Raw genomic sequence first — 25341 nt, forward strand, 5'->3', positions numbered from 1 at the left:
TTGCGGGTACTGTTGATCAAGACTTCATCGCTGGGCGACGTGATTCATGCGTTGCCGGCGCTGACCGACGCCGCCCGGGCCATTCCCGGAATCAAATTCGACTGGGTGGTGGAAGAAGGCTTCGCCGAGATCCCGACCTGGCACCCGGCCGTCGACAAAGTGATTCCGGTGGCGATCCGCCGCTGGCGCAAAAATATCTGGAAGACCATTACCAGCGGTGAGTGGAAACGTTTCAAGCAAAGCGTGCGCGCGAACAAATACGATCTGGTGATCGATGCCCAAGGCCTGCTGAAAAGCGCCTGGCTGACCCGCTACGTCAAAGCGCCGGTGGCCGGTCTCGATAAAGGTTCGGCCCGTGAGCCGATGGCTTCGCGTTTTTATGACCGCAAACTGGCGGTGGCCCGTGGTCAGCACGCCGTCGAGCGCCTGCGGCAGTTGTTCGCCATTGCCCTCGGGTACGACTTGCCCAAAGGCCTCGGCGATTACGGCCTCAACGTCGAACGACTGGTCGAGTTGCCACGCAGGAATGCCTACGTGGTGTTCCTGCACGGCACCACCTGGGACACCAAGCACTGGCCGGAACTCTATTGGCGCGAACTGACCGAGCGGGTTGGCTATCTTGGCGTCGGCATCAGACTGCCGTGGGGCAACCCGCAGGAAAAGGCCCGCGCCGAGCGCATCGCTGCCGGTTTCAAGCACGCCGAAGTGCTGCCGAAGCTGAATCTGGCCGGCGTCGGCAAAGTCCTCGCCGGCGCGCAGGCTTGCGTGGCGGTGGACACCGGACTCGGCCATCTGGCCGCTGCGCTGGACGTGCCGACCATTTCGTTGTTCGGCCCGACCAACCCGGGCCTGACCGGCGCTTACGGCAAATTGCAGATTCATCTGGCCAGCGACTTCCCGTGCGCGCCTTGCCTGCAGAAGAAATGTACTTATCAACCGACCGAGCAGGATGCCCGTCAGTTTGACCTGAAACGCGAGCAGCCCTTGTGCTTCACGCGTGTAAATCCCGAGCGTGTCGCCAGTCGACTGAGCACGTTGTTGATGGCTGAGGAGCTGCGCTGATGCAATTGGCATTCGTCCTGTACAAATATTTCCCGTTCGGTGGCTTGCAGCGCGATTTCATGCGCATAGCCCTCGAATGCCAGAAGCGTGGTCATCAGATTCGCGTCTACACGCTGATCTGGGAAGGCGACGTACCGCCGGGCTTTGAAGTGCTGGTGGCGCCGGTCAAGGCGTTCTTCAATCACCGCCGCAACGAAAAACTCAGCGCGTGGATGGCAGCGGATCTGGCCAGGCGCCCGGTCGATCGTTTGATCGGCTTCAACAAGATGCCGGGCCTGGACGTCTACTACGCCGCCGACGGCTGCTTCGAAGACAAGGCGCAGAACCTGCGTAACTCGCTGTACCGCCGCTGGGGCCGCTATCGCCACTTCGCCGAGTACGAGCGCGCGGTGTTTGCCAAAGACGCGAAGACCGAAGTACTGATGATTTCCGAAGTGCAGCAGCCACTGTTCATCAAGTATTACGACACCCCACTCGAACGCTTCCACCTGCTGCCGCCGGGCATCGCCCAGGACCGTCGGCGTCCAGCGAATGCTGATGAAATCCGCGCCGGGTTCCGCGCCGAATTCAATCTCAAGGACGACGAACTGCTGCTGGTGCAGATCGGCTCCGGCTTCAAGACCAAAGGTGTCGATCGCAGCCTGAAAGCGCTGGCCGGATTGCCTGGCGAATTGCGCAAACGCACGCGGCTGTTTGTAATCGGCCAGGATGACCCCAAATTGTTCCAGATGCAGAGTGCGACGCTGGGCCTGGGCGACAATGTGACCTTTCTCAAAGGGCGCAGCGATATCCCGCGTTTTCTGCTTGGCGCCGATCTGTTGATTCACCCGGCTTACAACGAAAACACCGGCACCGTGCTGCTTGAAGCGCTGGTGGCCGGGTTGCCGGTGCTGGTCAGCGCGGTCTGCGGTTACGCCCATTACATTGCCGAGGCGGATGCCGGGCGAGTGCTGGACGAGCCGTTCGAGCAGGCGCAACTGACGCAGTACCTGACCGAGATGTTGAGCAACGACGCTGCACGTGCGGCCTGGAGCCGCAACGGTCTGGCCTTCGCCGAGACGGCCGACCTCTACAGCATGCCGCAGCACGCGGCCGATGTGATTCTGGCGGAGCACGCTTAATGAAGTTGATGCTGGCTGAACCGTTCAAAAGCCTTTGGGCCGGACGCGACCCGTTCGCCGCAGTCGAAGGCTTGCAGGGCGAGGTATACCGCGAGCTGGAAGCGCGCCGGACATTGCGCACCGAAGTCGACGGCCATGGCTTTTTCGTCAAGATCCACCGTGGCATCGGCTGGGGTGAAATCTTCAAGAACCTGCTGACCGCCAAACTGCCGGTGCTTGGCGCCGGGCAAGAGTGGAAAGCCATTCAGCGGTTGCAGGAGGTCGGCGTGCCGACCATGACCGCCGTCGCTTATGGCGAGAAGGGCAGCAATCCGGCGGATCAGCATTCGTTTATCGTCACCGAAGAACTGGCGCCGACCATCAGTCTTGAAGATTACAGCATCGACTGGGTCAAACAGCCGCCGGAGCCGAAGCTCAAGCGCGCGCTGATTGCCGAAGTCGCGCGGATGACCGGCATGATGCACCGCGCCGGGGTCAACCACCGTGACTGCTACATCTGCCACTTCCTGCTGCACACCGACAAGCCGGTCACGCCGGAAGATTTCAAGCTCTCGGTGATCGACCTGCACCGTGCCCAGACCCGCGCGAAGATCACTCAACGCTGGCGCAACAAGGACCTGGCGGCGCTGTACTTTTCGGCGCTGGATATCGGCCTGACCCGCCGCGACAAACTGCGTTTCCTCAAGGGCTATTTCCAGCAGCCGCTGCGGCAGATTCTGGCGCAGGAAGCGCCGCTGCTGAACTGGCTGCAAGGCAAGGCCGACAAGCTCTACGAGCGTAAGCAGCGTTACGGGGACGCGCTCTGATGGCGGGCTGGACGCTTGAGCCGCAGTACAGCGACCTTGCCGAAGATTTCGGCAGCCTCGAAGCGGTGTTTGCGTTGCAGGGTGAACGCCTGACCCGCGATCCGCTGTCGGAGGTGATCCGCGTGCAGCGCGACGGTGTCAATTACTACGTCAAGCGCTACGTCGGCGCCGGTAAGGGCCTGCGCCGCTACCTCGGCAAGCCGCGGGTGAAGATGGAGTGGCAGAACCTCAAACGCTTCGCCAAGTGGGGCATTCCCACCGCCGAGGTGGTGGCCTGGGGGCTGGAGCGGCGGGGCGCGGCCTACGATCGTGGCGCGATGATCACCCGTGAGTTGCCCAACACCGAAGACCTCTCGGCACTGGCCGAGCGCAAGGATCCCAAGCTTGAAGATCGCGCCTGGGTCGACGGCGTCAGTCGTCAACTGGCCGGCTATACCCGGACAATGCATGATCACCGCTTTACCCATAACGACTTGAAATGGCGCAACCTGTTGATCGATGATCAGGCGCGGATTTTTCTGATCGACTGCCCCAATGGCGAATTCTGGCGCGGCTTCTGGCTCAAGTACCGAATCACCAAGGACCTGGCCTGTCTCGACAAGCTGGCCAAATATCACCTGTCCAATACCCAGCGCCTGCGCTTCTATAAGCAATACCGCCAGTGCGATCGGCTCGATGTCGCCGACAAGAAACGGATTCGGCACGTGGTGAGATTTTTTGAGGGACGGGAATGACTGATTTTCTCGCCGAACAAGACCGTGCGCTGCTGGAGCGTCACGGTCTCGGCACTTTCGATGCGCTGTGGGCCAAACAGCTTGAGGCTGTGGATGAGCCCAACACTGCCGGTGGCGGCTGGAGCAGCGTGTTTCGCCTGGATCTGGAAGGCCAGGGTTACTACCTCAAGCGTCAGAGCAACTATCTGACGCGTACCTTGCATGCGCCCTTTGGCGAGCCGAGTTTCGCCCGCGAATTCCGCAATATCAGCCGCTATCGCAAGCTCGGCATTCCGGCGCTGCAGGCGGCGTTTTTCGGTGAGCGCAAGGTCGACGGAGAAGTGCGCGCCATTTTGCTCACCCGCGCACTGGATGGCTGGAGCGATCTGGATTCGTTGCTCGAACGCTGGGGGCAACTCAGCGCCGCGCAACATTCGGCCATCCTCAAGGCTTGCGGATTGCTGGCGCGGCGTCTGCACGGCGTGCGGCAGGTGCATGGCTGTTTTTATCCCAAGCATATTTTTCTGCGTGCCACCGGCGACGGCTATGAGGCGCAGCTGATCGATCTGGAGAAAACCCGGCCGCTGCTGTTCGGCATGCGCGACCGGGTCAAGGATCTCGAACCGTTGCAACGCCGCGCGCCGCAGTGGAGCGAGGCAGACTTGCGGCAATTGCTCGCGGCTTATCTGGATCAGCCGGATGACAGTTCACTGCTCGACCGTTGGCTGGTGCGGCTGACGGCGCGGCGCAGCCACAAGGAGGCCCGCTGATGCGCTTGTCCGAGCTGGCCCTGGCCGGGCGCACACCTTCTTTACCGCTGACTGTGACGTTGGCGGATGCGGCCGGTGCGGCGGATCTGCAATTGCTGAGTCTGCTGCGGGTGTTGCCTGGGCAGCGCTATGTCGGTGCCGGGGTCTGGCGTGGCCGGCCGGTACTGGCGAAATTGCTGGTGGGCAGCAAAGCCGCCCGGCATTTCCAGCGTGAGCTCGAAGGCGTGCGGTTGCTGGCCGCCCAGAGCATGACCACGCCGCTGCTGTTGGCCGATGGCCTGAAAGACGGCGAGGGCGGCTGGCTGCTGTTCGACTTTCTTGAAGAGGCTGAAAGCCTCGGCGATGCCTGGGCGAAAGTCGAGTCGCTGCCCGTGCTGGCTGATGAGCAAACAGCGGTGTTGGCCGAAGCGCTGGATGCGATCGGCCGGCTGCACGGCAAAGGACTCTGGCAGGAAGATCTGCACCTGGACAATCTGTTGCGCCACGGCGCTCAGCTGTATCTGATCGATGGTGCCGGCGTGCGTGCCGAAACGCCGGGGCAGCCGTTGTCGCGGCAAAAGGTGCTGGAAAACCTCGGGGTATTTTTCGCCCAGTTGCCCAAGTCACTCGAACCTTTCACTGAAGAATTGCTGGTGTATTACCTGCTGAGCAACAGCGAACATGCCTTGCCGCTGGAGGCATTGCAGAAGCAGATCGACAAGGTCCGTAGTTGGCGACTCAGGGATTATCTGATCAAGGTCGGCCGCGATTGCACCTTGTTTTCGGTTCACCGCGGCGCATTCGCTTTGCGCGCGATTCGCCGCGAAGAAGAGGCTGCCATGCTACCGGTGCTCGATCAGGCAGACGCCTTGCTTGATCGGGGGCATCTGTACAAGACCGGCGGCGCGGCCAGCGTCGGCCGAGTCGAGGCGGGCGGCCGCACGCTGGTGATCAAGCGCTACAACATCAAGGGTTTTGCCCATTGGCTCAAACGCTTCTGGCGCCCGAGCCGGGCCTGGCACTCGTGGCGCGAAGGCAATCGTCTGGCCTTTCTTGGCATCGCCACGCCGAAACCGCTGGCGGTACTGGAGAAGCGCTTTTTGTGGCTGCGTCGCAGTGCCTATCTGGTCACCGAGTATCTGCCTGGGCCGGACATCATCGAGCGCTTCGCGCCCTACGTGGAGAGTGGCCAGGCACCGGAAGCCGAGTTGCAGGCGCTGGATCAACTGTTTACCCGGTTGATCGCCGAGCGCATCAGTCATGGCGATTTCAAGGGGCACAATCTGTTCTGGCAGCAGGATCGCTGGGCGCTGATCGATCTGGATTCGATGTGTCAGCATGGATCCGACGGCAGTTTTGCACCGGCCTATGCCCGTGATCGCGCGCGATTCATGCGCAACTGGCCTGAAAGCAGTGCATTGTACAAGGCGATTGATCAGCGGTTGCCGAAGGCAGCCCCCGGCGCTGGTTGAAGGCTTTGGCGAAAGGGCGCGAATGCGTTGAAAGATGCCCGTTTGCGTTGGCGGACAGAAAACCGCGATTTGTCCTACAACTTCTGTGGAAGCCATCAACTGTGCTCTGCTGGGCTCCGATGTTAATTTCACCGGATGGTTGCTCGGGGGCGGGCTGTACTTGAATACTCGCGCCCGGTTTCTTTCCTCCGATCGCCACGAGTCAATTCGTACAGGGTAATTTCAGTGACGTTTACGCTATAATCCCGCCCTTTAGCTGTCACTCGCCCTGTGCGAGGACACATCAATTTTCAAGGCGCATCGCGCCTGCATGCAGACTAAAGAGGCTAGACCCCTGTGGCATTGACGATTCTTGGCCTGTCCGGCGCCCTTAGCCATGATCCTTCCGCAGCCTTGTACATCGACGGCAAGCTGGTCGCGGCGGCAGAAGAAGAGCGCTTCGTACGCGATAAACATGCAAAGAACCGCATGCCCTACGAATCGGCAAAGTTCTGCCTCGAGCAAGCTGGCATCAAACCTTCCGACGTTGACGTAGTGGCGATTCCCTTCGCCCCGATCAGCCTGTTCGGCAAAGCCCGCTGGCACTACGCCAAGCGCTACTGGTACGCACCGGATCGCGCGCTCGATGCGATCCTGATGGGCAACCGTCGCTACAAGCGCTATCGCAACAAGATCGTCTGGTGCCTGGAGCAACTGGGCTTCGATCCGAAGAAAATCAAGATCGAGCCGGTCGAGCATCACTTGGCTCACGCCTCCAGCGCCTACCACTGCTCGGGTTTCAAAGAGAAAACCGCGATCCTCGGCATCGACGGCAAGGGCGAATACGCCACGACCTTCTTCGGCTACGGCGAAAACGGCAAGATCCACAAGATCAAGGAATTCTTCGATCCGGACTCCCTCGGTGGTCTGTACGGTGCGATCACCGAATTTCTCGGCTTCGAGATGCTCGACGGCGAATTCAAGGTCATGGGCATGGCGCCGTACGGCGATGCCAGCAAATATGATTTCTCGCGTCTGGCCTCGTTCGAGAATGGCGAGCTGGTGATCAATACCGACTACGCCAACGTCATCGGCCTGCGCCGCTATAAAGAGAAGGGCAAAGGCTTCTACTTTTCTCCGAAGCTGATCGAGTGGCTGGGGCCGAAGCGAGAAGGCGACATCGCCGACGAGCCTTACATTCACTACGCCGCCAGCATGCAAGCGCTGTTCGAGAAGCTGGCGCTGCAGATGATCGACCACTACCTGGGCGATGTGCTCAAGGAAACCGGCAAGCTGGCCTTCGCCGGCGGCTGTGCGTTGAACGTCAAACTGAACCAGAAAATCATCGCCCGCGACGACATCAAAGAGCTGTTCGTCCAGCCGGCATCCGGTGACGCTGGTACGGCCGTAGGCGCCGCCGCTTACGTGTCCCACGCTCGTGGCGTACCGGTGGAGAAGATGGAGCACGTCTACCTTGGCCCGTCTTACAGCAACGAAGATGTGATTGCCGCCTGCGCCCGTCATGAGAACAAGCCGACCTGGCGCAAACTCGACAACATGCCGCAAGAGATTGCCAGGATCATGGTCGAGGGCAATCCGGTGGCCTGGTTCCAGGGCCGCATGGAATTCGGCCCGCGTGCACTTGGCGGTCGTTCGATCATCGGTTGCCCGAGCATTCCCGGTGTGGCTGACCGCATCAACCACCAGATCAAGTTCCGTGAGCGCTGGAGGCCTTTCTGCCCGTCGATGCTCGACACCGTCGCGCCACAGATGATCAAGATCGATCACCCGGCGCCGTTCATGACCTTCACGTTCGAAGTGGCCGAGGAGTGGAAGACGCGCGTGCCGGAAGTCGTTCACGAAGACGGTACTTCACGCGCTCAGGTGCTCAAGCGTGAGTACAACCCGCGCTACTACGACATGATGAAGGCGCTGGAAGACCTGACCGGTAACGGCGTATCGCTGAACACGTCGCTCAACCGTCGGGGCGAACCGATGATCTGCTCGCCGACTGACGCCCTGAACATGTTTTTCGGCTCTGACCTGCAATATCTGATCATGGAAGATATTCTTGTCGTCAAAGAAGGCGTGCAAGGAAACGGTCTTGACTGAAACACTGATCAGCGTCGTGATCCCCGCGTACAACTACGCCAGATCGCTGCCACGGGCAGTGGAGTCGGTATTGGCGCAGTTGCACGAGGCCGCAGCGGATCTGCTGGTCATCGATGATGGGTCTACAGACACGACGCCTGAAGTGTTGGACAGACTGCTGGTCGAGCATGCCGGACGATTTCGGGCAATACGACAAAGCAATGGCGGACTTTCCTGCGTGCGCAACCGCGGGATCGAGGAAACCAGCGGGCGTTTTCTCGTGTTTCTCGACGCTGATGACGAAATGGCGCCGGGGGCGCTGGCCGCTCTGGCGCGACATATCGCGAGCAACCCCGAGACCAGAATGATCATCGGCGCGCACTGGTCGGTTTTCTCCGGGGGCAAACGCAGCCTGCAGCCTGTAAAGCCATTGCCTGCCACGGTGCGGCAGCGGGTCAAGGGCTATCTGCTGGATAAAACCGTGTCGATCTCCAACGGCGCCTGTGCGATGCATCGCGAGGTGTTCGCACCGGGCAACTATCCGGAACAGTTGCGCAACGTCGAGGACTTGCCGGTCTTCGCGCAGGTGTTGGCGCGGTTCCCTTGCAGCGTCCTGCAGCAACCACTGGCGCTCATTTACAAGCACGCAGACAGCATGCGTCATGACCTGCACCAGAGTCTTGCGGCGGGTACCGAACAAGTTGTCAGCGAGGTCTTTTCCAGTCGGCGAATGCCCCAAGAGTTTCATGATTTGCGTCAGGCCTATCTGGCGCAGCGTTGCCTGTCATTGTTCCGGGATTGCTACTCGCATCGTGAGTACGCGCTGGCGAAGACCTTCTATATGCAAGCGCTACGGGCCGACTGGCACATCCTGGGGCGTTGGTCGTACTTGCGCAAAGCGCTGCGCCTGCTGTTTCGATAAACCGGATTATTGATTTCTGCGTACCTGTGGCGCGTGATGTTGAGGGGGCTGGGTGAAAGGTACGGATAGGAAATGGGTGGCCAAGGCCGCTCAGGTAATCAGTGAACGACCGGTCAGCGTGGCGTTCTGGGCAAGCATTCTGCTCTCGCTGGTCGCCGTGTCAGGTACTGCCACGGTCGGGCGCGATGCCGCCTTGTACATCGATATCGCGCAGCAGGTGGTCTTGCATGGCACTGATGCCGCCTGGCAGCATTTCGACTGGCCCTGGTTTTCCTTCCTTCTGGCGCTGACCCATCGCGTCACGCACCTGCCCCTGGAATTGAGTGCCTATCTGTGGTGCGGCCTGTTTTTCGCCGGCACCAGTGCCCTGATGGTGGATTGCGTGCGCCGCCGCTCTCCCGAGATCGCCGGCTGGGCATGCCTGGTCGTGCTGGCGATGCCGGCAGTCAATGCGTTTCGAAATGACATCATCCGCGAATGCGGCTTCTGGTTTTTCTGCACCCTGACATTGTGGCAGGCGTTGCGCTGGCAAGCCCTGGGCGGCTGGCTCAGAGCCGGGCTGATTCATCTGGCGATCGTGGCCGCAGCCTTGTTTCGACTGGAAGCTCTGCTGTTATTGCCGGCGCTGGCGCTGTGGCAGTTGCCGGGTTTGTGGCGCTCTGGCCAGCGCATACGATTGTTGCAGCTGGGGTTACTGCCTGTGTTGGGGCTTGCGGTCGCCGCGGCCTCGGGCGTGTTGATGTCTGCGCGCTTCGTGCTCTATCTGGACATGATTGCGCCGCAAGGCGTGTACGCCTCGTTTCAGACACTTTCAGAACAATTTGCCAATTCGTTGATCACCAAGTATTCGCAGGACGAAGCTGGGCGCATTGTGTTTTTTGGCATGCTGGCCGCAATGGCGATCAGTTTCGTCAAACTGGCGGGACCTTTCGCTGCGCCTTTCGTACTGCGCCGCAACTGGTCGGTGCTGAGCGATTACTGGCGCGACTATCGCCTGTTCGCCTGGGTTGCGCTGTTGTATCTGGTGGTGCTGATTCTGTTTTTCATCAAGCTGCAGTTCATGAACACGCGTTACCTGAGCTTCCTGAACCTGTTGTTTGTACCTGCGCTGGCTATGGCATTGGCAGCGTTTGCCCGGCAGTTTCCACGCTGGACCAAGGCGCTGGTGGTCGTAGCGCTGCTGGTGATGCTGTCAAACGTGATCTCCACCGGCGCCGGCAAAACCCATTACGTGGCGGCGGGACGCTGGTTGTCCGAGCATGTCGAGCCTGACGCTGCAGCCTGGTTCGAAGACGGTCGCATCAGCTACTACGCGGGACGGGGTTATGTTTTGCCGACGCTGACCCGCGAGCAGGCGATGTCGCCGGAGCATGCCGGTCAGTACCGCTATTTCCTCATTGAAGGAAAAGGTGATGAGCCGTGGCTTGGCGAGTGGCTGATGGCGCACAAAATGCGCATCATCGAGCGCTTCGCCAATCGCAAGGGCGCGACAATTCTGGTGATCGGCCGTTAAAGGTCAGCTCAGCAGCAGGCGCAAGCGCTCGATCAGCGCATCCTGACGATTGCCTGGCAACGCCTGGCGGTAGCCTTCGAGGAAAGTTTTGCCGGCGTCCTGGCCGAGCAGCCATTGCCGGTCTTGCTTGTAGCGCAGCAGATGAGCGAAGTTGCGCAGTCGCTTGCTATCGCTCAGGGCGCGTCGCTGGCAACGCAGGTCGGCAATGTCGATCAGCCCGAGATGATTGTCCGGTGTCTGCACCACGTTGCCGAAATGCAAGGATCGAAAGTACACGCCTCTCTCATGCAGTTGCGCAATGAACGCCCCGAGTCGGGCGCGCAACGTGTCGGTTTCTTCGGGAGTGCCCTGCAATTGCCGCACGGTCTCGCCCGCCAGCGGCGCGTAATAGACGCCGTCACGTTGAATGCTCGGAATACGGTAAACGGCGATCACATCCGGGCAGAGGATGCCGCGCTGCTGCAACGCTCTGGTGTTGTTGGCAAAGCGTTGGGCATAGGGAAAGAACAGCGCCGAACTCAGCAAGCGCTTGCGGCGAAACAGTTTGAGCATGCGACCGTCGGCCAACCTGAGCACCTTGTCGCCGGAACCGTCGGCTTCGAGTACCTGAGCACCTTTGCGCATTGCCTCGTAAGTGCTGTGATCAATCGATTGCATGCCAGACTCCCCATCGTGAGCCGGCTATCTTAACCGACTTGGCCAAAGGCTGGCGCCCGGTGATGTTTATCGGCGCAAAAGGGCCTGTGATATCATCGCCGCCTCACTGATTTACGCGGATTCCCATGAGCAGTCCTGAACCGAAAGCCCAGTCAACGCTGGCGATCTATTTCCGCCTTTTGGCTTACGTGCGTCCCTACGCCGGCCTGTTCATCCTGAGTATCGTCGGCTTCCTGATCTTCGCCTCGACCCAACCGATGCTTGCCTACATCCTCAAGTATTTCGTCGATGGCCTGGCCAATCCAGAGGCCAGTCTGTTCCCCGGCAACCCCTATCTCGGCAAGTTGCAGCTGCTCGAAAGCGTGCCGTTGTTGATCGTGCTGATTGCCGTGTGGCAAGGCGTCGGTTCGTATCTGGGCAACTACTTTCTGGCGCGGGTCTCCCTGGGCCTGGTGCATGACCTGCGGGTTGTGCTGTTCAACAAGCTGCTGGATCTGCCCAACAGTTATTTCGACAAGAACAATTCCGGTCATCTGATTTCCCGCATCACGTTCAACGTGACCATGGTCACCGGCGCCGCCACGGATGCGATCAAGGTGGTGATCCGCGAAGGCATGACGGTGATCTTCCTGTTCTGCACCCTGTTGTGGATGAACTGGAAACTCACCTTGGTCATGGTCGCGATCCTGCCGGTCATCGGCCTGATGGTGAACAGCACCAGCAAGAAATTCCGCAAGCAGAGCAAGAAGATTCAGGTATCGATGGGCAATGTCACGCACGTGGCGTCCGAGACCATTCACGGGTACCGCGTGGTCCGCAGTTTTGGCGGCGAAACCTATGAGAAGACCCGCTTTCGCGACGCCAGCCAGAGCAATACCGATAAACAACTGACAATGACCAAGACCGGCGCGGTGTATACGCCGATGCTGCAATTGGTGACGTACAGCGCCATGGCCGTGGTGATGTTTCTGGTGCTGTACCTTCGGGGTGATGCGTCGCCTGGTGATCTGGTGGCCTACATCACCATGGCCGGCCTGCTGCCGAAACCGATTCGCCAGCTCTCCGAAGTCAGCTCGACGATCCAGAAGGGCGTGGCTGGCGCCGAGAGTATTTTCGAACAGCTGGATGAGCCGGCGGAAGTCGATCACGGCACGGTCGAGCGCGACCGCCTGCAAGGTCGCCTCGAAGTGCGCAACCTCAGCTTCAGTTATCCGAACAGCGAGAAAAAAGTCCTCGATGACATCAGTTTCGTCGTCGAGCCCGGGCAAATGGTGGCGCTGGTCGGTCGTTCCGGCAGCGGCAAGTCCACCCTGGCCGGCCTGATTCCACGCTTCTACCAGCACGAGAAAGAGCACGGGCAGATTCTGCTGGATGACGTGCAGGTGCAGGACCTGACCCTGCGCAGCCTGCGTCGGCAGATTGCCCTCGTGACCCAGCAGGTCACGCTATTCAACGACACGGTGACCAATAACATCGCTTACGGCGATCTGGCGGGAGCACCGTTCGACGAGGTCAAGCGCGCGGCCACTGAAGCCTACGCCGATGAGTTCATCATCAAGATGCCGCAGGGCTACGAGACGCTGGTTGGCGAGAATGGCGTGCTGCTGTCCGGCGGCCAGCGTCAGCGCATCGCCATTGCACGGGCATTGCTCAAGGATGCGCCGCTGCTGATTCTCGATGAGGCCACGTCGGCCCTCGATACCGAGTCCGAACGGCATATCCAGGCGGCGCTGGATCATGTGGTGCAGAACCGCACGACGCTGGTGATCGCTCACCGCTTGAGCACCATCGAGAAGGCCGATCTGATTCTGGTCATGGACGAAGGCAAGATCGTCGAGCGCGGCACTCATACCCAGCTCCTGGCACAGAATGGTTATTACGCCCGCTTGCACGCCAAGGAATTCGAAGAAGGCGACGAGCTGCAACCGACCCATGTGACCGACCTATGCTGACGGCGTTTCGCGCCTGGCGTGAGCGCGGCTGGAGCGAGATCGATCAGGCCGCTTACGCCCAAGCCTGGCAGCGCTTCGGCGGCAGTTTTGCGACTCATCCCGAGGTGGTGGAGCGGCTGTCGACGTTTGTCGGCATCAAGCTGCACTACCTCGGCTGGATCGTCGATGGTGACGTCGTCGCGGCTGTTGCTTGCTGGGGCCGGCACGCCGCGCTGTCCAAGGAAGTCCTCAAGCGCGAGGGCAAGCGCGGGCTGCTCGACATGGGCAATGCCGAACTGATTCTGCCGATTGCCGCAGACGTCGTCGTCCCGGTGCGCCAGCGCATGGCGTACGTTTCGCAACTCAACGCCGAGCAGATCAGCACCCTGCGCGCGCAACCGGAAGGGCTGGCACTGGCGCGGTTGCCCGAGGATTACTCGAAGAAGTTTCGCTACAACCAGCGACGCGAGCAGCGCCTGCTGGAAGAGGCAGGCGGGTCGCTGGTGCCGATGTCCGACTTGACGCCACAGGAGCAGGCTGCCGCCTATGGCGATCTGTTTCAGCGTCGCTGGGGCTTTGAAGTGCCCGGCAAGGCCGGGCTGGTCGAAGTGTTCACCCTGCTGCGCGAGTTCATGACCGGGTCAGTGGTCATGCTTGAATCGGCACCGGTGGCGATCCAGATTCTCTACCGGGTCGAAGCGCCGCAGTGGGTGTCGCTGGAGTACGTCAATGGCGGCGTCGATCCGCAAAGTCGCGAGTTCAGCCCCGGCAGCGTATTGAGTTTCGTCAACACCCAGCAGGCCTGGGCGGATGCTCAGGCACTGGGCAAGACGCTGCGCTATTCATTCGGCCGTGCCGACCGTGAATACAAGGATCGCTGGTGTCACACGGTGCCCGTCTACAAGGTCTGAATCCATGACTGCTCGCAAGCAACAGCTCCTCAAGGCCCATCGCCGCAGCAAGCGCCTGTTCCTGATTGCGTTCTTGATCGTGCTGTTGGCGGCCGGCTTCCTGCTGGGCTGGTGGCTGCTGCCGTTATTGCTGGTGTTGGCCTGGGTGGCGCATGAGGCGTGGTTTGCCGACCATCTGTTCTATCGCGCCGCTGACGACTATCAATATCACTTTCCCAAGGATGCTGCGCAGCAGGCCGTGAAGCTGGATGCCGGTGTCCTGCGTCTGAGCGAGTGGCTGGCGCCGGGAGAAACGCTGGTGCTTGAACTCGAGGTCAAGGCGACCTGGCTCGGGCGCTGGCTGGATCCTTATGTCGAGCTGGGCGACGATCGCCAGGACTTCGAGCGGGGCGTCAACGGCCGGCGCTTTCTCAATCTGTCCGGGCAGGGCGTAGCGCTGGGTGAAAATACCCTGACGTTGCGCGGCCGCCATTGCACCCTGAGCGCTGCCGGTACGTTATGGGTCATGAGCAATCCCGATTACGCGCAGCAACGGGTCATGGTCATCGCGCCTCACGCCGATGATGCCGAACTGGCTGCGTTCGGCCTCTACAGTCGCTGCGAAGAAGCAAGCATCGTCACGCTGACCCAGGGCGAAATCGAGGCCGAAAACTTCCAGCGCCTGGGTCTGGACAAGGCTCAGGCAGCTCGGCTGAAGGGCAGGCTACGCAGTTGGGACAGCCTGAGCATTCCGATGTGGGGCGGGGTGCCGGCCAGTCGATGCGTACAGCTGGGCTATTACTGCCTGCAATTGCCAGCCATGGCCGAAGAGCCGGACACTTCATTCGGCTCGCGCGAATCCGGCGAAAACGATGTGCGCACTGTCCGCCAGCACAATCCGCTCACACTGCCGGGCGATGTCGACGGTGCGCCGACCTGGAACAATCTGGTCGGCGATATACAGCGATTGCTGGAGCACTTTCGCCCCGAGGTCGTCGTCACTCCGCATCCCGAACTGGACCCGCACAGCGATCACGTCGCCTCCACCCGTGCCCTGCTGGAAGCCATCGCAACCAGTGCGTGGAAGCCGTCGACCCTGCTGATGTACGCCAACCATCTGCATGACAATGATCGTTGGCCAATGGGCCCGGCCGGTGGCGGTATCGCCCTGCCGCCGGCGATCGAGCCCTTGCCGGCTGATCGCTTGTGGAGCCCGGTGCTGTCGGCGGATGTGCAACTGGACAAGGCCATGGCGCTGGCCATGGAGCATGACCTGCAGGGCGCGCTCGGATTCAAGCGGCAATTGCGTCGCGTCATTCAACAGATGCTTGCCGGACGCCGCTGGCCGGTCACAGGCAGTAACGAGTTTTTCCGCAAGGCCGTGCGGCGTCACGAACTGTTCTGGGTGCGTGACCTTTCAGATTGAGGCGGACGGCGCTTTACCCTGTGGTAATATCGCGCCCCTGTTCATTTTGTATGTGGGTTGCTCCATGAAGTTGTCCATGCCGCGTTTCGATCAAGCCCCTGTCTTGGTAGTCGGCGATGTCATGCTCGACCGTTACTGGCATGGCGGAACCTCACGGATTTCCCCTGAGGCGCCGGTGCCGGTGGTCAAGGTCGAGCAGATCGAAGACCGTCCGGGCGGTGCCGCGAACGTTGCCTTGAACATTGCCGCGCTGGGTGCACCGGCGTCGCTGGTCGGTGTGACCGGCGATGACGAGGCCGCCGACAGCCTGAGCAACAGTCTCAAGGGCGCCGGCGTCCGCGCCCTGTTCCAGCGCATCGCGCACCAGCCGACCATCGTCAAGCTGCGGGTCATGAGCCGGCACCAGCAATTGCTGCGTATCGACTTCGAAGAGCCCTTCGCCACCGACGCCCTGGCCCTCGGTTCGCAGGTCGATGACCTGCTTGAAGGCATCAAGGTGCTGGTCCTCTCCGACTACGGCAAAGGCGCGCTGAAAAACCATCAGGCGCTGATCCAGGCCGCGCGGGCGAAAAACATTCCGGTGCTGGCCGATCCGAAGGGCAAGGACTTTTCCATCTATCGTGGCGCGAGCCTGATCACGCCGAACCTCAGCGAATTCGAAGCCATCGTTGGCGGTTGTGTCGACGAGCACGAGCTCGTCAGCAAGGGCGCGACGCTGATGCACGAGCTTGAACTCGGTGCGCTGCTGGTCACCCGTGGCGAGCATGGCATGACCTTGTTGCGCCCGGACCAGGCGGCATTGCACTTGCCGGCACGTGCGCGGGAAGTGTTCGACGTGACCGGTGCGGGCGACACGGTCATCTCGACCCTCGCCGCCGCGATCGCTGCCGGCGAAGATCTGCCCCATGCCGTGGCGCTGGCCAACCTGGCGGCGGGTATCGTGGTCGGCAAGCTCGGTACGGCCGCCATCAGCGCCCCGGAACTGCGCCGCGCCATTCAGCGTGAAGAGGGTTCGGAACGCGGTGTGCTCGGTCTTGAGCAATTGGTGCTGGCCGTCGCCGACGCCCGTGCCCATAACGAAAGAATCGTTTTCACCAATGGCTGCTTCGACATTCTCCACGCCGGGCATGTGACCTATCTGGAACAGGCACGGGCCCAGGGCGACCGTCTGATCGTTGCGGTCAACGATGATGCTTCAGTCAGTCGCCTGAAAGGGCCGGGCCGTCCGATCAACAGCGTCGACCGACGCATGGCCGTTCTGGCGGGCCTTGGGGCGGTCGACTGGGTCATCAGCTTCCCCGAAGGCACCCCGGAAAATCTGCTGCGCGAGGTCAGACCCGATGTGCTGGTCAAGGGTGGCGATTACGGCATCGACCAGGTGGTCGGCGCGGATATCGTCACCGCGTATGGTGGCACCGTGAAAGTGTTGGGACTGGTGGAAAACAGCTCGACGACGGCGATTGTCGAAAAAATCCGCAGTCGCTGATCAGATGAATCTTTACCGTTGTGTACTGCGTGTGAACGGATTTTGCCTTGGGGATCTCACCGTTTCCGTTGATGTTGGCAGGTTTGAATCCGCTGCGCTTGCCTGCCTACATTACGTGGTCGATTAATTTATGAAAGTCATGCTCCTGGTGATGGACGAACAGCGGGTCATTCTCGACCGGCTCTACGACATCGTGCAGCAGAACTGTGATGAGTGTTTCATCTATCGTCTGAGCAAACAGCAGCAGATGAACCTGGGTGCGTTTCTGGCTTCAGTCGACTACCAGACCTTTGACCGCGTGGTGATTTTCTCCCGGGTCAAGCGACTGGCTCCGCAACTGCGGGTGCTCAAGTGCATTCCCGGGCTGGTCTTTCTTGAACACGACGCCTATCAGAACTACATGCCCGCCAGTAAGTACCGTGGCGTCTACTCGCGTTTGTACAGCCGCTTGCCAAGCTGCCGGGCCTTGGTGTCCGGCGCTGTTGTCGCGCGCAAGATGCTCGCCGAAGGCATCGATACGCTGTTCGTCTCCAAGGGCTACGACGAGCAGATGCTGCACAACACCGGTGTCGAACGAGACATTCCGATCGGCTTCCTCGGCAGCCTGAAAAGCACCGAGTACGCCGAGCGCAAGGCCATGCTCGAATCGCTCTCGCGGCGCACCGGCATGCTCGTGACCCGCACCCAATCAGGCGCCGAATACCTCGAAACGCTCAATCGCATCAAGATCTTCGTCAGCGCCGATATCGGTATGAACGAATTCATGATCAAGAACTTCGAGGCCATGGCGTGCGGCTGTGTGCTGCTGGCCTGGAGCCAAGGCGAAGAAGATCGCTTGCTCGGTTTCGAAGACATGCACAACACGGTGTTCTACCGCAGCGAAGACGAGGCGGTAGCAAAAATCAAAATGCTGCAGGACGACCCCGAACTGGCACAACGCATTGCCAGCAACGGCCAGGCGTTCGCAGAAAGTCGCTATTCGTTTGCGCGGGTCGGCCAGGCACTCGCCGAAGCCATCCAGCGTGAGATGCGCCCATGGCAGCCGCCGTCGGCGTTCACCCGGTTCTGGGTCAAACTGCGCTACGGCATGAAGGTGCCAGCCTGAATGACGGACGAATACATGGCGCTGGATGCGCTGCCCGGTGGCGACCAGTCGGTTTTGCAGGCCTTGCCCGATGCACTGCGTGAATGCCTGAGTCGCGCCGCCCGAGTGGTGCTGATCGCCAATAATCCCGCCATTACCGCAGCCGACTTCGAGGCGCTGAACATCGGCGCCGATGATGTCGTCGTCAGTTTCAACCACTGCATCAAGGCGTCGCTGCTCAACGAGCAGAGCGTCAATCTCTTCGTGCACGGCTACAACGCGCCCGATGCCTATTTCTTCGGCTTGCCCGGCAATGCGGACGTACAGCGACTGTTCGACCGCGCGGCTCAGCGTTGCTTCACCATGCTGGTGGGGTGCGCGGCGCCGATGTGTCCACTGCCGCGCGTGGCAATGTATTGGGATCGCATCCCGTTGCCACCGCTGTGGAATTACCCGATCGACCGCCCGGGGGGTAAACGCTACGTCGGGCCGTCCACGGGCTTCAACACGCTGGTGCTGTTCGACTGGCTGCGCGGGCATGTCGGTTACACCTATCAGTTGATGACCCTGGGCTTCTCCAACGAGGCGGGGAAGCTGTGGGGCGGCCATGCCTGGGACTACGAGCGGGACTGGTTGCAGAAGTCCGATGTGATTGTCGTGCCGCTGCAACCCCGGCGCTGGTGGCAAAAACTGTTCAAGCGCAAATAAGCGGCGCCGCAGTCACGTGCCTGCCGGGCCGAACCATTTCTTCATAGGTGCAATCGAGTGTTGAAAATTGCCGTGGCATTTTTCGGGATTCCGAGGAATTCCCAGATTTGCTTCCCCTCCATCGAACAGAACGTATTGGCACAGTTGCCTGCGGGCAGCGACGTCCAGTGCTTTTATCACTTGTATAAAATCGATGAAGTGCAGAATTCGCGCTCCGGCGAGAAGGGCGAGCTGGCGGCCGACAACTATCGGCCCTTCGAGTCCATGCGCGGCGCGCTTACCTCGACCGACGGTGTGCTGGAGCGTTGGAATTTCGAGCAGGTCAAGGCACTGGGCGATACCTGGGCCGATGACTATGCATCGCTGCGCAACCTGATTTATCAGCTCAACTCGTTGCACACCGTCACCACCGAGATCGAGTCCTTCGATCCGGACTTTGTCGTGTTCGTGCGGCCGGACAATTTCTTCCACACCGCGCTGCCAGGCTACGTGTTCAACCACGTCGAGGCGCGGCGGCACAACGTCTATATCCCCGACTGGCAATGGTGGGGCGGTCTGAATGACCGTTTCGCCGTATGCGGGCGCGATACCTATGTCGCCTACGGCAAGCGCATCGAACGCATCTTCGATTTCTGCAAGGCGACCGGCCGCAAGCTGCACTCCGAGCGCTTGCTCAAATACGCGCTGCTGGAGGCGGGCGCCAAGGTCTGCACACTGCCGATTCAGGCCTCCCGGGTGCGCATCACCGGGGCATTTGCCGAAGAGTCGTTCTCACCCAAGCGTGGCATGGGCAAGCGCGAAAACCGTTACTTTCACTTCTTCGCGACGTTGCGCACCTGGTGGGATCGCCGCCGCTAGCGGCTTGCGCGTTTCCTGCCCAGCCCGACCAGACGCAGTGCCTTGATGCTCAACTGCTTGAGGCCGGTGCGGGGTGCCTTGGCCGGTTGCAGGCCCTGTTGCACCAGCCAGTCCTTCCAGCGAATGCGCTCGTCGTGCACGACCCAGCCCTGTTGCGTCGCGAAGCTCTCGGCCAGATGAATGCCGCGGGTGCTGGCCGGTATCAGCTTGTCGCGTTTGAGGGTGAACAGCTCCGCAGTTGGCGCGCCGTCCTTGAGGGGCATCAGATACAGGTCTGGCCGCTTGCGGTCGAGCCGCGCGACCAATTGATCGCCCTCGAGGCGTTCATCGACATGAAACAGACTCAGCGACTTCGCTTCCTTGGGCACTTCCAGGCGCAAGTCGTAGATCAATTGCAGCGACGCCGTCGGTAGATGCACGTAGGCCCGTGGTCGCTCCAGCAATTGCAGGTTGGCGCAGCGCACCGGACGCGCCGAACCGGACAGCGGCGTCAGGCGAAACGGCAATGCCTCGCGATAATGCAGCGCAGCGGAGTAGGGCGCTGGCAGCCAGGTGTCGTTGAAACGCCCGCCGAGCCAGCCTTCCGGGGTTTCCAGCAGGCATTCTTCAGCAATTTCCTGAATCGCCGTATGCAGCGGAATGTTCAATTCGTGGGCCGGCACGTAACCGGAAATCAGCTTCAGCACCACGTCGCCGCGATCCTGCCGACGTTGGCGCACCAGCACCCAGTAATCGCGGTTCTGCCAATGCAGGGTCAGGCGCACGGATACGCCGAGATTGGCCAGCTCCAGGGCAAAGCGCTCGCTGTCGGCAACGCTGACCGGTTTGCGCCGTTGCAGGGTCTGGGCGAAATTCAGCGGCATGCCGACGCTCTGATAGCTCAGGCCCTCGGGCGTGGCTTCGACGAACAGCGGCAGCGTCTTGAAGTTGCTCGGGTTCTTGCGGATGAGCGTGCGCGGCATATCGGCTCCTGCTTAAGGCCGCGGGGCGGCGTCAGTGACCACGCAGGACCTGGGCAACGGTCGCGGCGTTGTGGGCGAGGTGCAGCGGATTGATCGTGCCGACAATAGCACTGGCGACGCCCGGCTGAGCGAACAGCAACTCGAAGCTGGCGCGCACCGGATCGACTCCCGGACTCAGACAGACATGACCGCTGGCCAGGGCTTTTTTCACCAGAATGGCTTTGCCGTGGGCAGCAGCATAGTCAATGACTGCCTTTTCGTTTTGTTCGTTCAGATTGTAGGTGACCATCGCGCAGTCGCCTTGCTCCAGCGCCTTCAACCCGCCTTCGACGGTTTTGCCGGAAAAACCCAAGCCGCGAATCTTACCCTCGGCCTTAAGCGCCGCGAGGGTGGCGTACACCTCTTCGTGCTCAAGGATGGCCATGTCATTGCCGTCGGAGTGCACCAGGACCAGATCGATAAAATCCGTTTCCAGACGTTGCAGGCTGCGCTCGACCGACATCCGCGTGTGCGCAGCGCTGAAGTCATGGCGTGACATGCCATCGGCAAACTCTTCGCCGACCTTGCTGACGATCACCCAGTCCTGACGCTGACCACGCAGCAGCGGGCCGAGGCGTTCTTCGCTGCGACCATAGGCCGGCGCAGTGTCGATCAGGTTGATGCCCAGGTCGCGCGCCTGGCGCAGCAGCATGCGCGCCTCGTCGTCGCCGGGAATCTGGAAACCGTTGGGGTATTTCACCCCTTGGTCGCGGCCGAGTTTGACCGTGCCCAGGCCCAGCGGCGAAACCGTCAGGCCGGTGCTGCCCAGCGGACGATGGAGTTGGTGCAGAGTGGCGATGGTCATGGCAGCAGTTGCTCCCAGGCGGGCACGCCGAGCGGCGGTTTCGGCAACGGCGGCAACGGCTCGGTCGCTTGCGGCTGGATGCCGTCGTGTTGCAGCGAAGCGATGACCCGGTCGGCGAAGTCCGGCGCCAGTGCCAGTTTGGTCGGCCAACCGACGAGCAGACGACCTTCCTCGGCGAGGAACGCGTTGTCCGGGCGGGTCAGACCGGTCTGCAGCGGCTCGGCACGGTCAACCCGCAGGGTCGCCCACCGCGTGGTGCTGAGGTCGATCCACGGCAGCAATTGGGCGATTTCCTTTTGCGCGGTGGCGATCTGCTCGGCCGGCTCTCGCGCCACGCCTTCGCTTTCGGCGATATCGCCGCCCATGTACCAGACCCATTGGCCGTCAGCCGCCGGGTGCGTGGTCACGGTGATGCGCGGTTTGCTGCCGCCGCCCAGGCAGTGGGCGTACAGCGGTTTCAGGCCAGGGCCCTTGGCGAGGATCATGTGCAGCGGCCGGCGTTGCATGGCCGGCCGGCTCAGGCCCAGGGCTTCAAGCAATTGGGCGGTGCCGGCGCCAGCGCTGAGGACAATGCGCTGGGCGCGGATTTCGCGGCCATCGACTTTCAGGCCGACCAGTACGCCTGCCTCCAGCAGCGGCTCGATGACCTGACCGGCGAGCAGGCCGTCACCGGCGAGATCAGCCAGACGCTGGATCAGGCTTGGCACATCGACCACCAATTCGGCGAGACGGTAGACCTTGCCCTTGAAACGCTTGTCTTGCAGGGCCGGCGGCAGGTCGTCGCCCTTGACCTGATCGACCCGGCCACGCACGGCTTTGCTGGCGAAGAAACTGGTGAGGTTGCCCGCCAGCGTGCCCGGCGACCACAAGTAATGCGCCTCCGATAGCAGGCGCACACCGGACAGATCCAGCTCGCCAGTCCCGGCCAGCGCTTCACGCCAGCGGCGCGGCATGTCGGCGATCGCTTCCGAGGCGCCGGTCAGTGCACCGTGCAGCGCGTACTTGGCACCGCCGTGGATGATGCCCTGGGACTTCACGCTCTGCCCGCCACCGAGGCTGGCGCTTTCCACCAGCACGGTCGAAAAACCCTGGCGGCGCAGGCGCGCATTCAGCCAGAGGCCGGCGACGCCAGCGCCGACAATCAGAACGTCGGTGGAAATAACGGATGGCATGCAGCGACCTCAGTGTTCAAGACGAGGGCGCAGTATACAGACTCGGGAAAAGGACGGATTTGTCGATGATCAACTGGCTGAGCGCGAAACCTGTAGGAGTGAGCCTGCTCGCGATGGCGGTGTAGCAGACGACATAAATGTTGAATGACAGACCGCTATCGTGAGCAGGCTCACTCCTACAGGGGAGATGTGTTTGTCGTTAATGCCCGGCGGTCTTGGAAAACAGCTGGATCACGACGACGCCGAGCACAATCAGCGCCATCCCCAGCATCGCCGGTACGTCGAGCTTCTGCCCGTAGATGAACAGCGCCGCGACGCTGACCATGACGATGCCCATTCCCGCCCAGACGGCGTAGGCAACGCCCACCGGTACAGTGCGCACCACCAGCGTCAGCATCCAGAATGCGATCCCGTAGCCGACGATGATCAGAATCAGCGGCAGTGGCGTGCTGAAGCCTTTGACCGCTTTCATCGAAACGGTGGCGATCACTTCGGCGCAGATGGCGATGGCCAGATAGACGTAGGCGTTCATGATTTCAATCCCTCAGATAAATCGTTGCTTGCTGAGGCGATATTCTAGGGATTGCCCAGATGGGGTAAAGTCATTACCTATCTGTTCTGAAGATGGGTTGAAACAGGCATGCAATGGAATCTCGAGCAGTTGCGGGTATTTGTCGACGTCGCCGAGCAGCGTTCGTTTTCCGCCGTGGCGCGGCGGCAGCGCAAGGCGCAATCAGCAATCAGCAGCGCCGTTGCGATGCTCGAAGACGATCTAGGCGTGAGCCTGTTCGAGCGCAGCAGTGGCCGCCAGCCGATTCTCACCGAGGCCGGCGAGGCATTGCTGGAAGAGGCCCGCGAAGTGTTGCGCCAGTGCGAGCGCCTCAATGGCCGCGCCATGGCCATGCTGCGCGGCCAGGAGGCGCAGCTGCGTGTGGCCCAGGACGAGGCGATGCCGTATCAGGCGCTGGTAGAAAGTTTCGGCGAGCTGGCCGAGCAGTTTCCCAGCCTGGAAGTGCAGTTGACCAGCGCCGCCCAAGGCGAAGTTGCGCGCAAACTGGTCGAACGTCGCGCCGACCTCGGCCTGCTGTTCTATCACGATGAAATCCCCGAAGCCCTTGAGCGCCGCGTGCTGGGTCGTGTCGAGATGGTTACGGTGTGCGGCGTCAACCACCCGCTGGCGCAGCAGTCTTACGTGACCTGTCAGCAACTGGCGCAACACCGACAACTGCTGATGTCGACGCAGACCAGCGTCTATCCCGGCAACGAGCCGGCCAGCCCACAGGTGTGGCGTGCCGACAGCTTCTACGTGATGTCCGAATGGCTGGTCCGCGATCTCGGCTGGGCCTGGCTGCCGCGCCACGTTGTGCAGTATTCGGCGTATCAAGGCCAGATGATTGAACTCGACAGCGAATGGACGCCGCCGGCGCTGGTGGTGGAGCTGGTCTGGCGCCGCGACGAACCGCTCGGCCCGGCCGCGCGTTGGCTGGCGGAACGTTTTGCCGTGCACTTGCGGGCGATCGGTGACAAAAGCCGATAAACTCCGCCGCCATGAATAGAACTCTCTACACCGTGCTGTTTTACCTGGGGCTGCCATTGGTGGCGATTCGGCTGTGGCTGCGCGCGCGCAAGGCGCCGGCGTATGCCAAACGCATTGGCGAGCGCTTCACGCTTGGTATGCCGACGCTGCAGCCCGGTGGCATCTGGGTGCACGCGGTGTCGGTGGGCGAAAGCATTGCCGCCGCGCCGATGATCCGCGCCTTGCTGCAGCGCTACCCGGCGCTGCCGATCACCGTGACCTGCATGACCCCGACCGGCTCGGAGCGGATTCAGGCGCTGTTCGCCAATGAGCCGCGCATCCAGCACTGCTATCTGCCGTATGACTTGCCGTGCGCAGCGGCAAGATTTCTTGATCGGGTGCAGCCCAAGCTTGCAGTGATCATGGAAACCGAGCTGTGGCCCAATCACATTCATCAGTGCGCGAAGCGCGGGATACCGGTGGCGCTCGCTAACGGACGCTTGTCCGAGCGTTCGGCGCGTGGTTATGGCCGCTTCAGCAAACTCACGGCGCCGATGCTGGCGGAAATGAGTTTGTTCGCCATACAGACCGAAGCCGAGGCCCAGCGCTTCCGTGATCTCGGCGCGCGTCCGCAAACAGTCGAAGTCACCGGCTCGATCAAGTTCGACCTGACCATCGACCCGCAACTGCTGCAACGCGCAGCCGAGTTGCGCAGCCAGTGGCAGGCACAGGACCGCCCGGTGTGGATCGCCGCCAGCACCCACGAAGGCGAAGACGAGGTGCTGCTTGATGCCCATCGTCGCTTGCTGAGCAGTCATCCCGATGCATTGTTGATTCTGGTGCCACGCCATCCGGAGCGCTTCAACTCGGTGTTCGAACTGTGCCAGCGCGAAGGCTTCGCCACGGTGCGTCGTTCGACCGGGGCAAATGTCGATGCGCAGACGAGCGTGTTGCTCGGCGACACCATGGGCGAATTGCTGTTTCTCTATGCCTTGGCCGACAGCGCCTTTGTCGGCGGCAGTCTGGTCCCGAACGGCGGGCACAACCTGCTCGAACCTGCCGCGCTGGCAAAACCGGTGCTCAGCGGCCCGCACCTGTTCAACTTCCTCGATATCGCCGCGCAGATGCGCGAAGCCGGGGCGCTGGTCGAAGTCGATGACGCCGAAGGCTTGGCGATTGAAGTGCAGCGTTTGTTCGAATTGCCCCGCGATGCGCAGCGTATGGCTGAGGTCGGGCTGGCGGTGATGCGCCGCAATCAGGGTGCGTTGCAGCGGCTGCTGGATAGCTTGGGCAGATTGATCAAGTAAGCAAAAAGATCGCCGCCTTCGGCAGCTCCTACAGGGAAATGCATTCCAACTGTAGGTGCTGCCGAAGGCTGC

General features: G+C 61.3%; 23 protein-coding genes. 18 read left to right on the top strand and 5 right to left on the bottom strand.

All coding sequences use genetic code 11. The features are described 5' to 3' along the window. The 9 genes from waaC (at position 1) to QRN33_RS09465 (ending at position 10428) form a co-directional block, all read left to right on the top strand. Positions 1–1062: a lipopolysaccharide heptosyltransferase I gene (waaC, locus tag QRN33_RS09425; RefSeq protein ID WP_123419864.1), complete on the top strand. Its 1062-nt coding sequence runs from the start codon at positions 1–3 to the stop codon at positions 1060–1062. After that, a complete protein-coding gene (locus QRN33_RS09430) occupies positions 1062–2183 on the top strand; it encodes a glycosyltransferase family 4 protein (protein WP_042607756.1) in 1122 nt (373 codons plus the stop codon). Before waaC ends, QRN33_RS09430 begins: the two co-directional genes overlap by 1 nt. Beyond that, positions 2183–2989 carry a lipopolysaccharide core heptose(I) kinase RfaP gene (gene rfaP, locus QRN33_RS09435; protein WP_064363185.1) on the top strand — a complete coding sequence of 269 codons (807 nt, stop codon included), beginning with the start codon at positions 2183–2185 and terminating at the stop codon, positions 2987–2989. Before QRN33_RS09430 ends, rfaP begins: the two co-directional genes overlap by 1 nt. Continuing rightward, positions 2989–3723, top strand: a complete 735-nt coding sequence (locus QRN33_RS09440) for a lipopolysaccharide kinase InaA family protein (RefSeq protein ID WP_252873771.1) — start codon at positions 2989–2991, stop codon at positions 3721–3723. The genes rfaP and QRN33_RS09440 overlap by 1 nt, the downstream gene beginning before the upstream one ends. After that, on the top strand, positions 3720–4472 hold the full coding sequence (locus QRN33_RS09445) for a lipopolysaccharide kinase InaA family protein (RefSeq protein WP_123419866.1): 753 nt from the start codon (positions 3720–3722) through the stop codon (positions 4470–4472). The genes QRN33_RS09440 and QRN33_RS09445 overlap by 4 nt, the downstream gene beginning before the upstream one ends. Next, entirely contained in the window at positions 4472–5923 is a 1452-nt protein-coding gene (locus tag QRN33_RS09450) for a lipopolysaccharide kinase InaA family protein (protein WP_285408240.1), read from the top strand. The genes QRN33_RS09445 and QRN33_RS09450 overlap by 1 nt, the downstream gene beginning before the upstream one ends. Before the next feature lie 336 nt (positions 5924–6259). Then, the gene (locus QRN33_RS09455; protein WP_116657168.1) at positions 6260–8014 is read left to right on the top strand and encodes a carbamoyltransferase family protein; all 1755 of its coding nucleotides are present in this window, start codon (positions 6260–6262) and stop codon (positions 8012–8014) included. Then, positions 8007–8915, top strand: a complete 909-nt coding sequence (locus tag QRN33_RS09460; RefSeq protein WP_285408243.1) for a glycosyltransferase family 2 protein — start codon at positions 8007–8009, stop codon at positions 8913–8915. The genes QRN33_RS09455 and QRN33_RS09460 overlap by 8 nt, the downstream gene beginning before the upstream one ends. A gap of 76 nt (positions 8916–8991) precedes the next feature. After that, positions 8992–10428, top strand: a complete 1437-nt coding sequence (locus QRN33_RS09465; RefSeq protein WP_259740534.1) for a hypothetical protein — start codon at positions 8992–8994, stop codon at positions 10426–10428. 3 nt (positions 10429–10431) lie between these two features. On the opposite strand, the gene QRN33_RS09470 is transcribed toward QRN33_RS09465, so the two are convergent. Continuing rightward, the gene (locus QRN33_RS09470; RefSeq protein ID WP_285408246.1) at positions 10432–11085 is read right to left on the bottom strand and encodes a lipopolysaccharide kinase InaA family protein; all 654 of its coding nucleotides are present in this window, start codon (positions 11083–11085) and stop codon (positions 10432–10434) included. Positions 11086–11210: 125 nt separating this feature from the next. Here QRN33_RS09470 and msbA point away from each other — a divergent pair, with 125 nt between their 5' ends. The 7 genes from msbA (at position 11211) to QRN33_RS09505 (ending at position 19468) form a co-directional block, all read left to right on the top strand. After that, positions 11211–13037, top strand: a complete 1827-nt coding sequence (gene msbA / locus QRN33_RS09475; RefSeq protein WP_064363171.1) for a lipid A export permease/ATP-binding protein MsbA — start codon at positions 11211–11213, stop codon at positions 13035–13037. Further along, entirely contained in the window at positions 13031–13927 is an 897-nt protein-coding gene (locus QRN33_RS09480; protein ID WP_042607766.1) for a GNAT family N-acetyltransferase, read from the top strand. The genes msbA and QRN33_RS09480 overlap by 7 nt, the downstream gene beginning before the upstream one ends. A 4-nt stretch (positions 13928–13931) precedes the next feature. After that, positions 13932–15332: a PIG-L deacetylase family protein gene (locus QRN33_RS09485; RefSeq protein WP_285408250.1), complete on the top strand. Its 1401-nt coding sequence runs from the start codon at positions 13932–13934 to the stop codon at positions 15330–15332. A 64-nt stretch (positions 15333–15396) separates the two neighbouring features. Next, positions 15397–16818, top strand: a complete 1422-nt coding sequence (gene hldE, locus QRN33_RS09490) for a bifunctional D-glycero-beta-D-manno-heptose-7-phosphate kinase/D-glycero-beta-D-manno-heptose 1-phosphate adenylyltransferase HldE (RefSeq protein WP_042607768.1) — start codon at positions 15397–15399, stop codon at positions 16816–16818. A gap of 130 nt (positions 16819–16948) precedes the next feature. Further along, the gene (locus tag QRN33_RS09495) at positions 16949–17923 is read left to right on the top strand and encodes a glycosyltransferase family protein (protein WP_064363163.1); all 975 of its coding nucleotides are present in this window, start codon (positions 16949–16951) and stop codon (positions 17921–17923) included. Beyond that, positions 17924–18610 carry a hypothetical protein gene (locus tag QRN33_RS09500; protein WP_064363161.1) on the top strand — a complete coding sequence of 229 codons (687 nt, stop codon included), beginning with the start codon at positions 17924–17926 and terminating at the stop codon, positions 18608–18610. Positions 18611–18667: 57 nt separating this feature from the next. After that, a complete protein-coding gene (locus QRN33_RS09505; RefSeq protein WP_042607771.1) occupies positions 18668–19468 on the top strand; it encodes a hypothetical protein in 801 nt (266 codons plus the stop codon). Here the strand turns inward: QRN33_RS09505 and QRN33_RS09510 are convergent. The 4 genes from QRN33_RS09510 to QRN33_RS09525 all read right to left on the bottom strand — a co-directional run bounded on the left by QRN33_RS09510 (position 19465) and on the right by QRN33_RS09525 (position 22978). Then, complete coding sequence (locus QRN33_RS09510) at positions 19465–20430, bottom strand: hypothetical protein (protein ID WP_042607772.1); 966 nt, start codon at positions 20428–20430, stop codon at positions 19465–19467. The genes QRN33_RS09505 and QRN33_RS09510 overlap by 4 nt on opposite strands. Before the next feature lie 31 nt (positions 20431–20461). Next, the gene (locus QRN33_RS09515) at positions 20462–21274 is read right to left on the bottom strand and encodes an aldo/keto reductase (RefSeq protein WP_285408254.1); all 813 of its coding nucleotides are present in this window, start codon (positions 21272–21274) and stop codon (positions 20462–20464) included. Then, entirely contained in the window at positions 21271–22446 is a 1176-nt protein-coding gene (locus QRN33_RS09520; RefSeq protein WP_116657173.1) for an NAD(P)/FAD-dependent oxidoreductase, read from the bottom strand. The genes QRN33_RS09515 and QRN33_RS09520 overlap by 4 nt, the downstream gene beginning before the upstream one ends. 199 nt (positions 22447–22645) lie before the next feature. After that, the gene (locus tag QRN33_RS09525; protein ID WP_042607775.1) at positions 22646–22978 is read right to left on the bottom strand and encodes a DMT family transporter; all 333 of its coding nucleotides are present in this window, start codon (positions 22976–22978) and stop codon (positions 22646–22648) included. 108 nt (positions 22979–23086) lie between these two features. On the opposite strand from QRN33_RS09525, the gene QRN33_RS09530 reads away from it, so the two are divergent. Together QRN33_RS09530 and waaA are read left to right on the top strand one after the other, a co-directional pair. Continuing rightward, positions 23087–23983, top strand: a complete 897-nt coding sequence (locus QRN33_RS09530; RefSeq protein ID WP_285408256.1) for a LysR family transcriptional regulator — start codon at positions 23087–23089, stop codon at positions 23981–23983. 11 nt (positions 23984–23994) lie between these two features. Further along, the gene (gene waaA / locus QRN33_RS09535; protein ID WP_285408257.1) at positions 23995–25269 is read left to right on the top strand and encodes a lipid IV(A) 3-deoxy-D-manno-octulosonic acid transferase; all 1275 of its coding nucleotides are present in this window, start codon (positions 23995–23997) and stop codon (positions 25267–25269) included. Positions 25270–25341: the final 72 nt, after the last annotated feature.

It is taken from the genome of Pseudomonas sp. FR229a, from assembly GCF_030209115.1.
GTDB lineage: Bacteria > Pseudomonadota > Gammaproteobacteria > Pseudomonadales > Pseudomonadaceae > Aquipseudomonas > Aquipseudomonas moraviensis_A.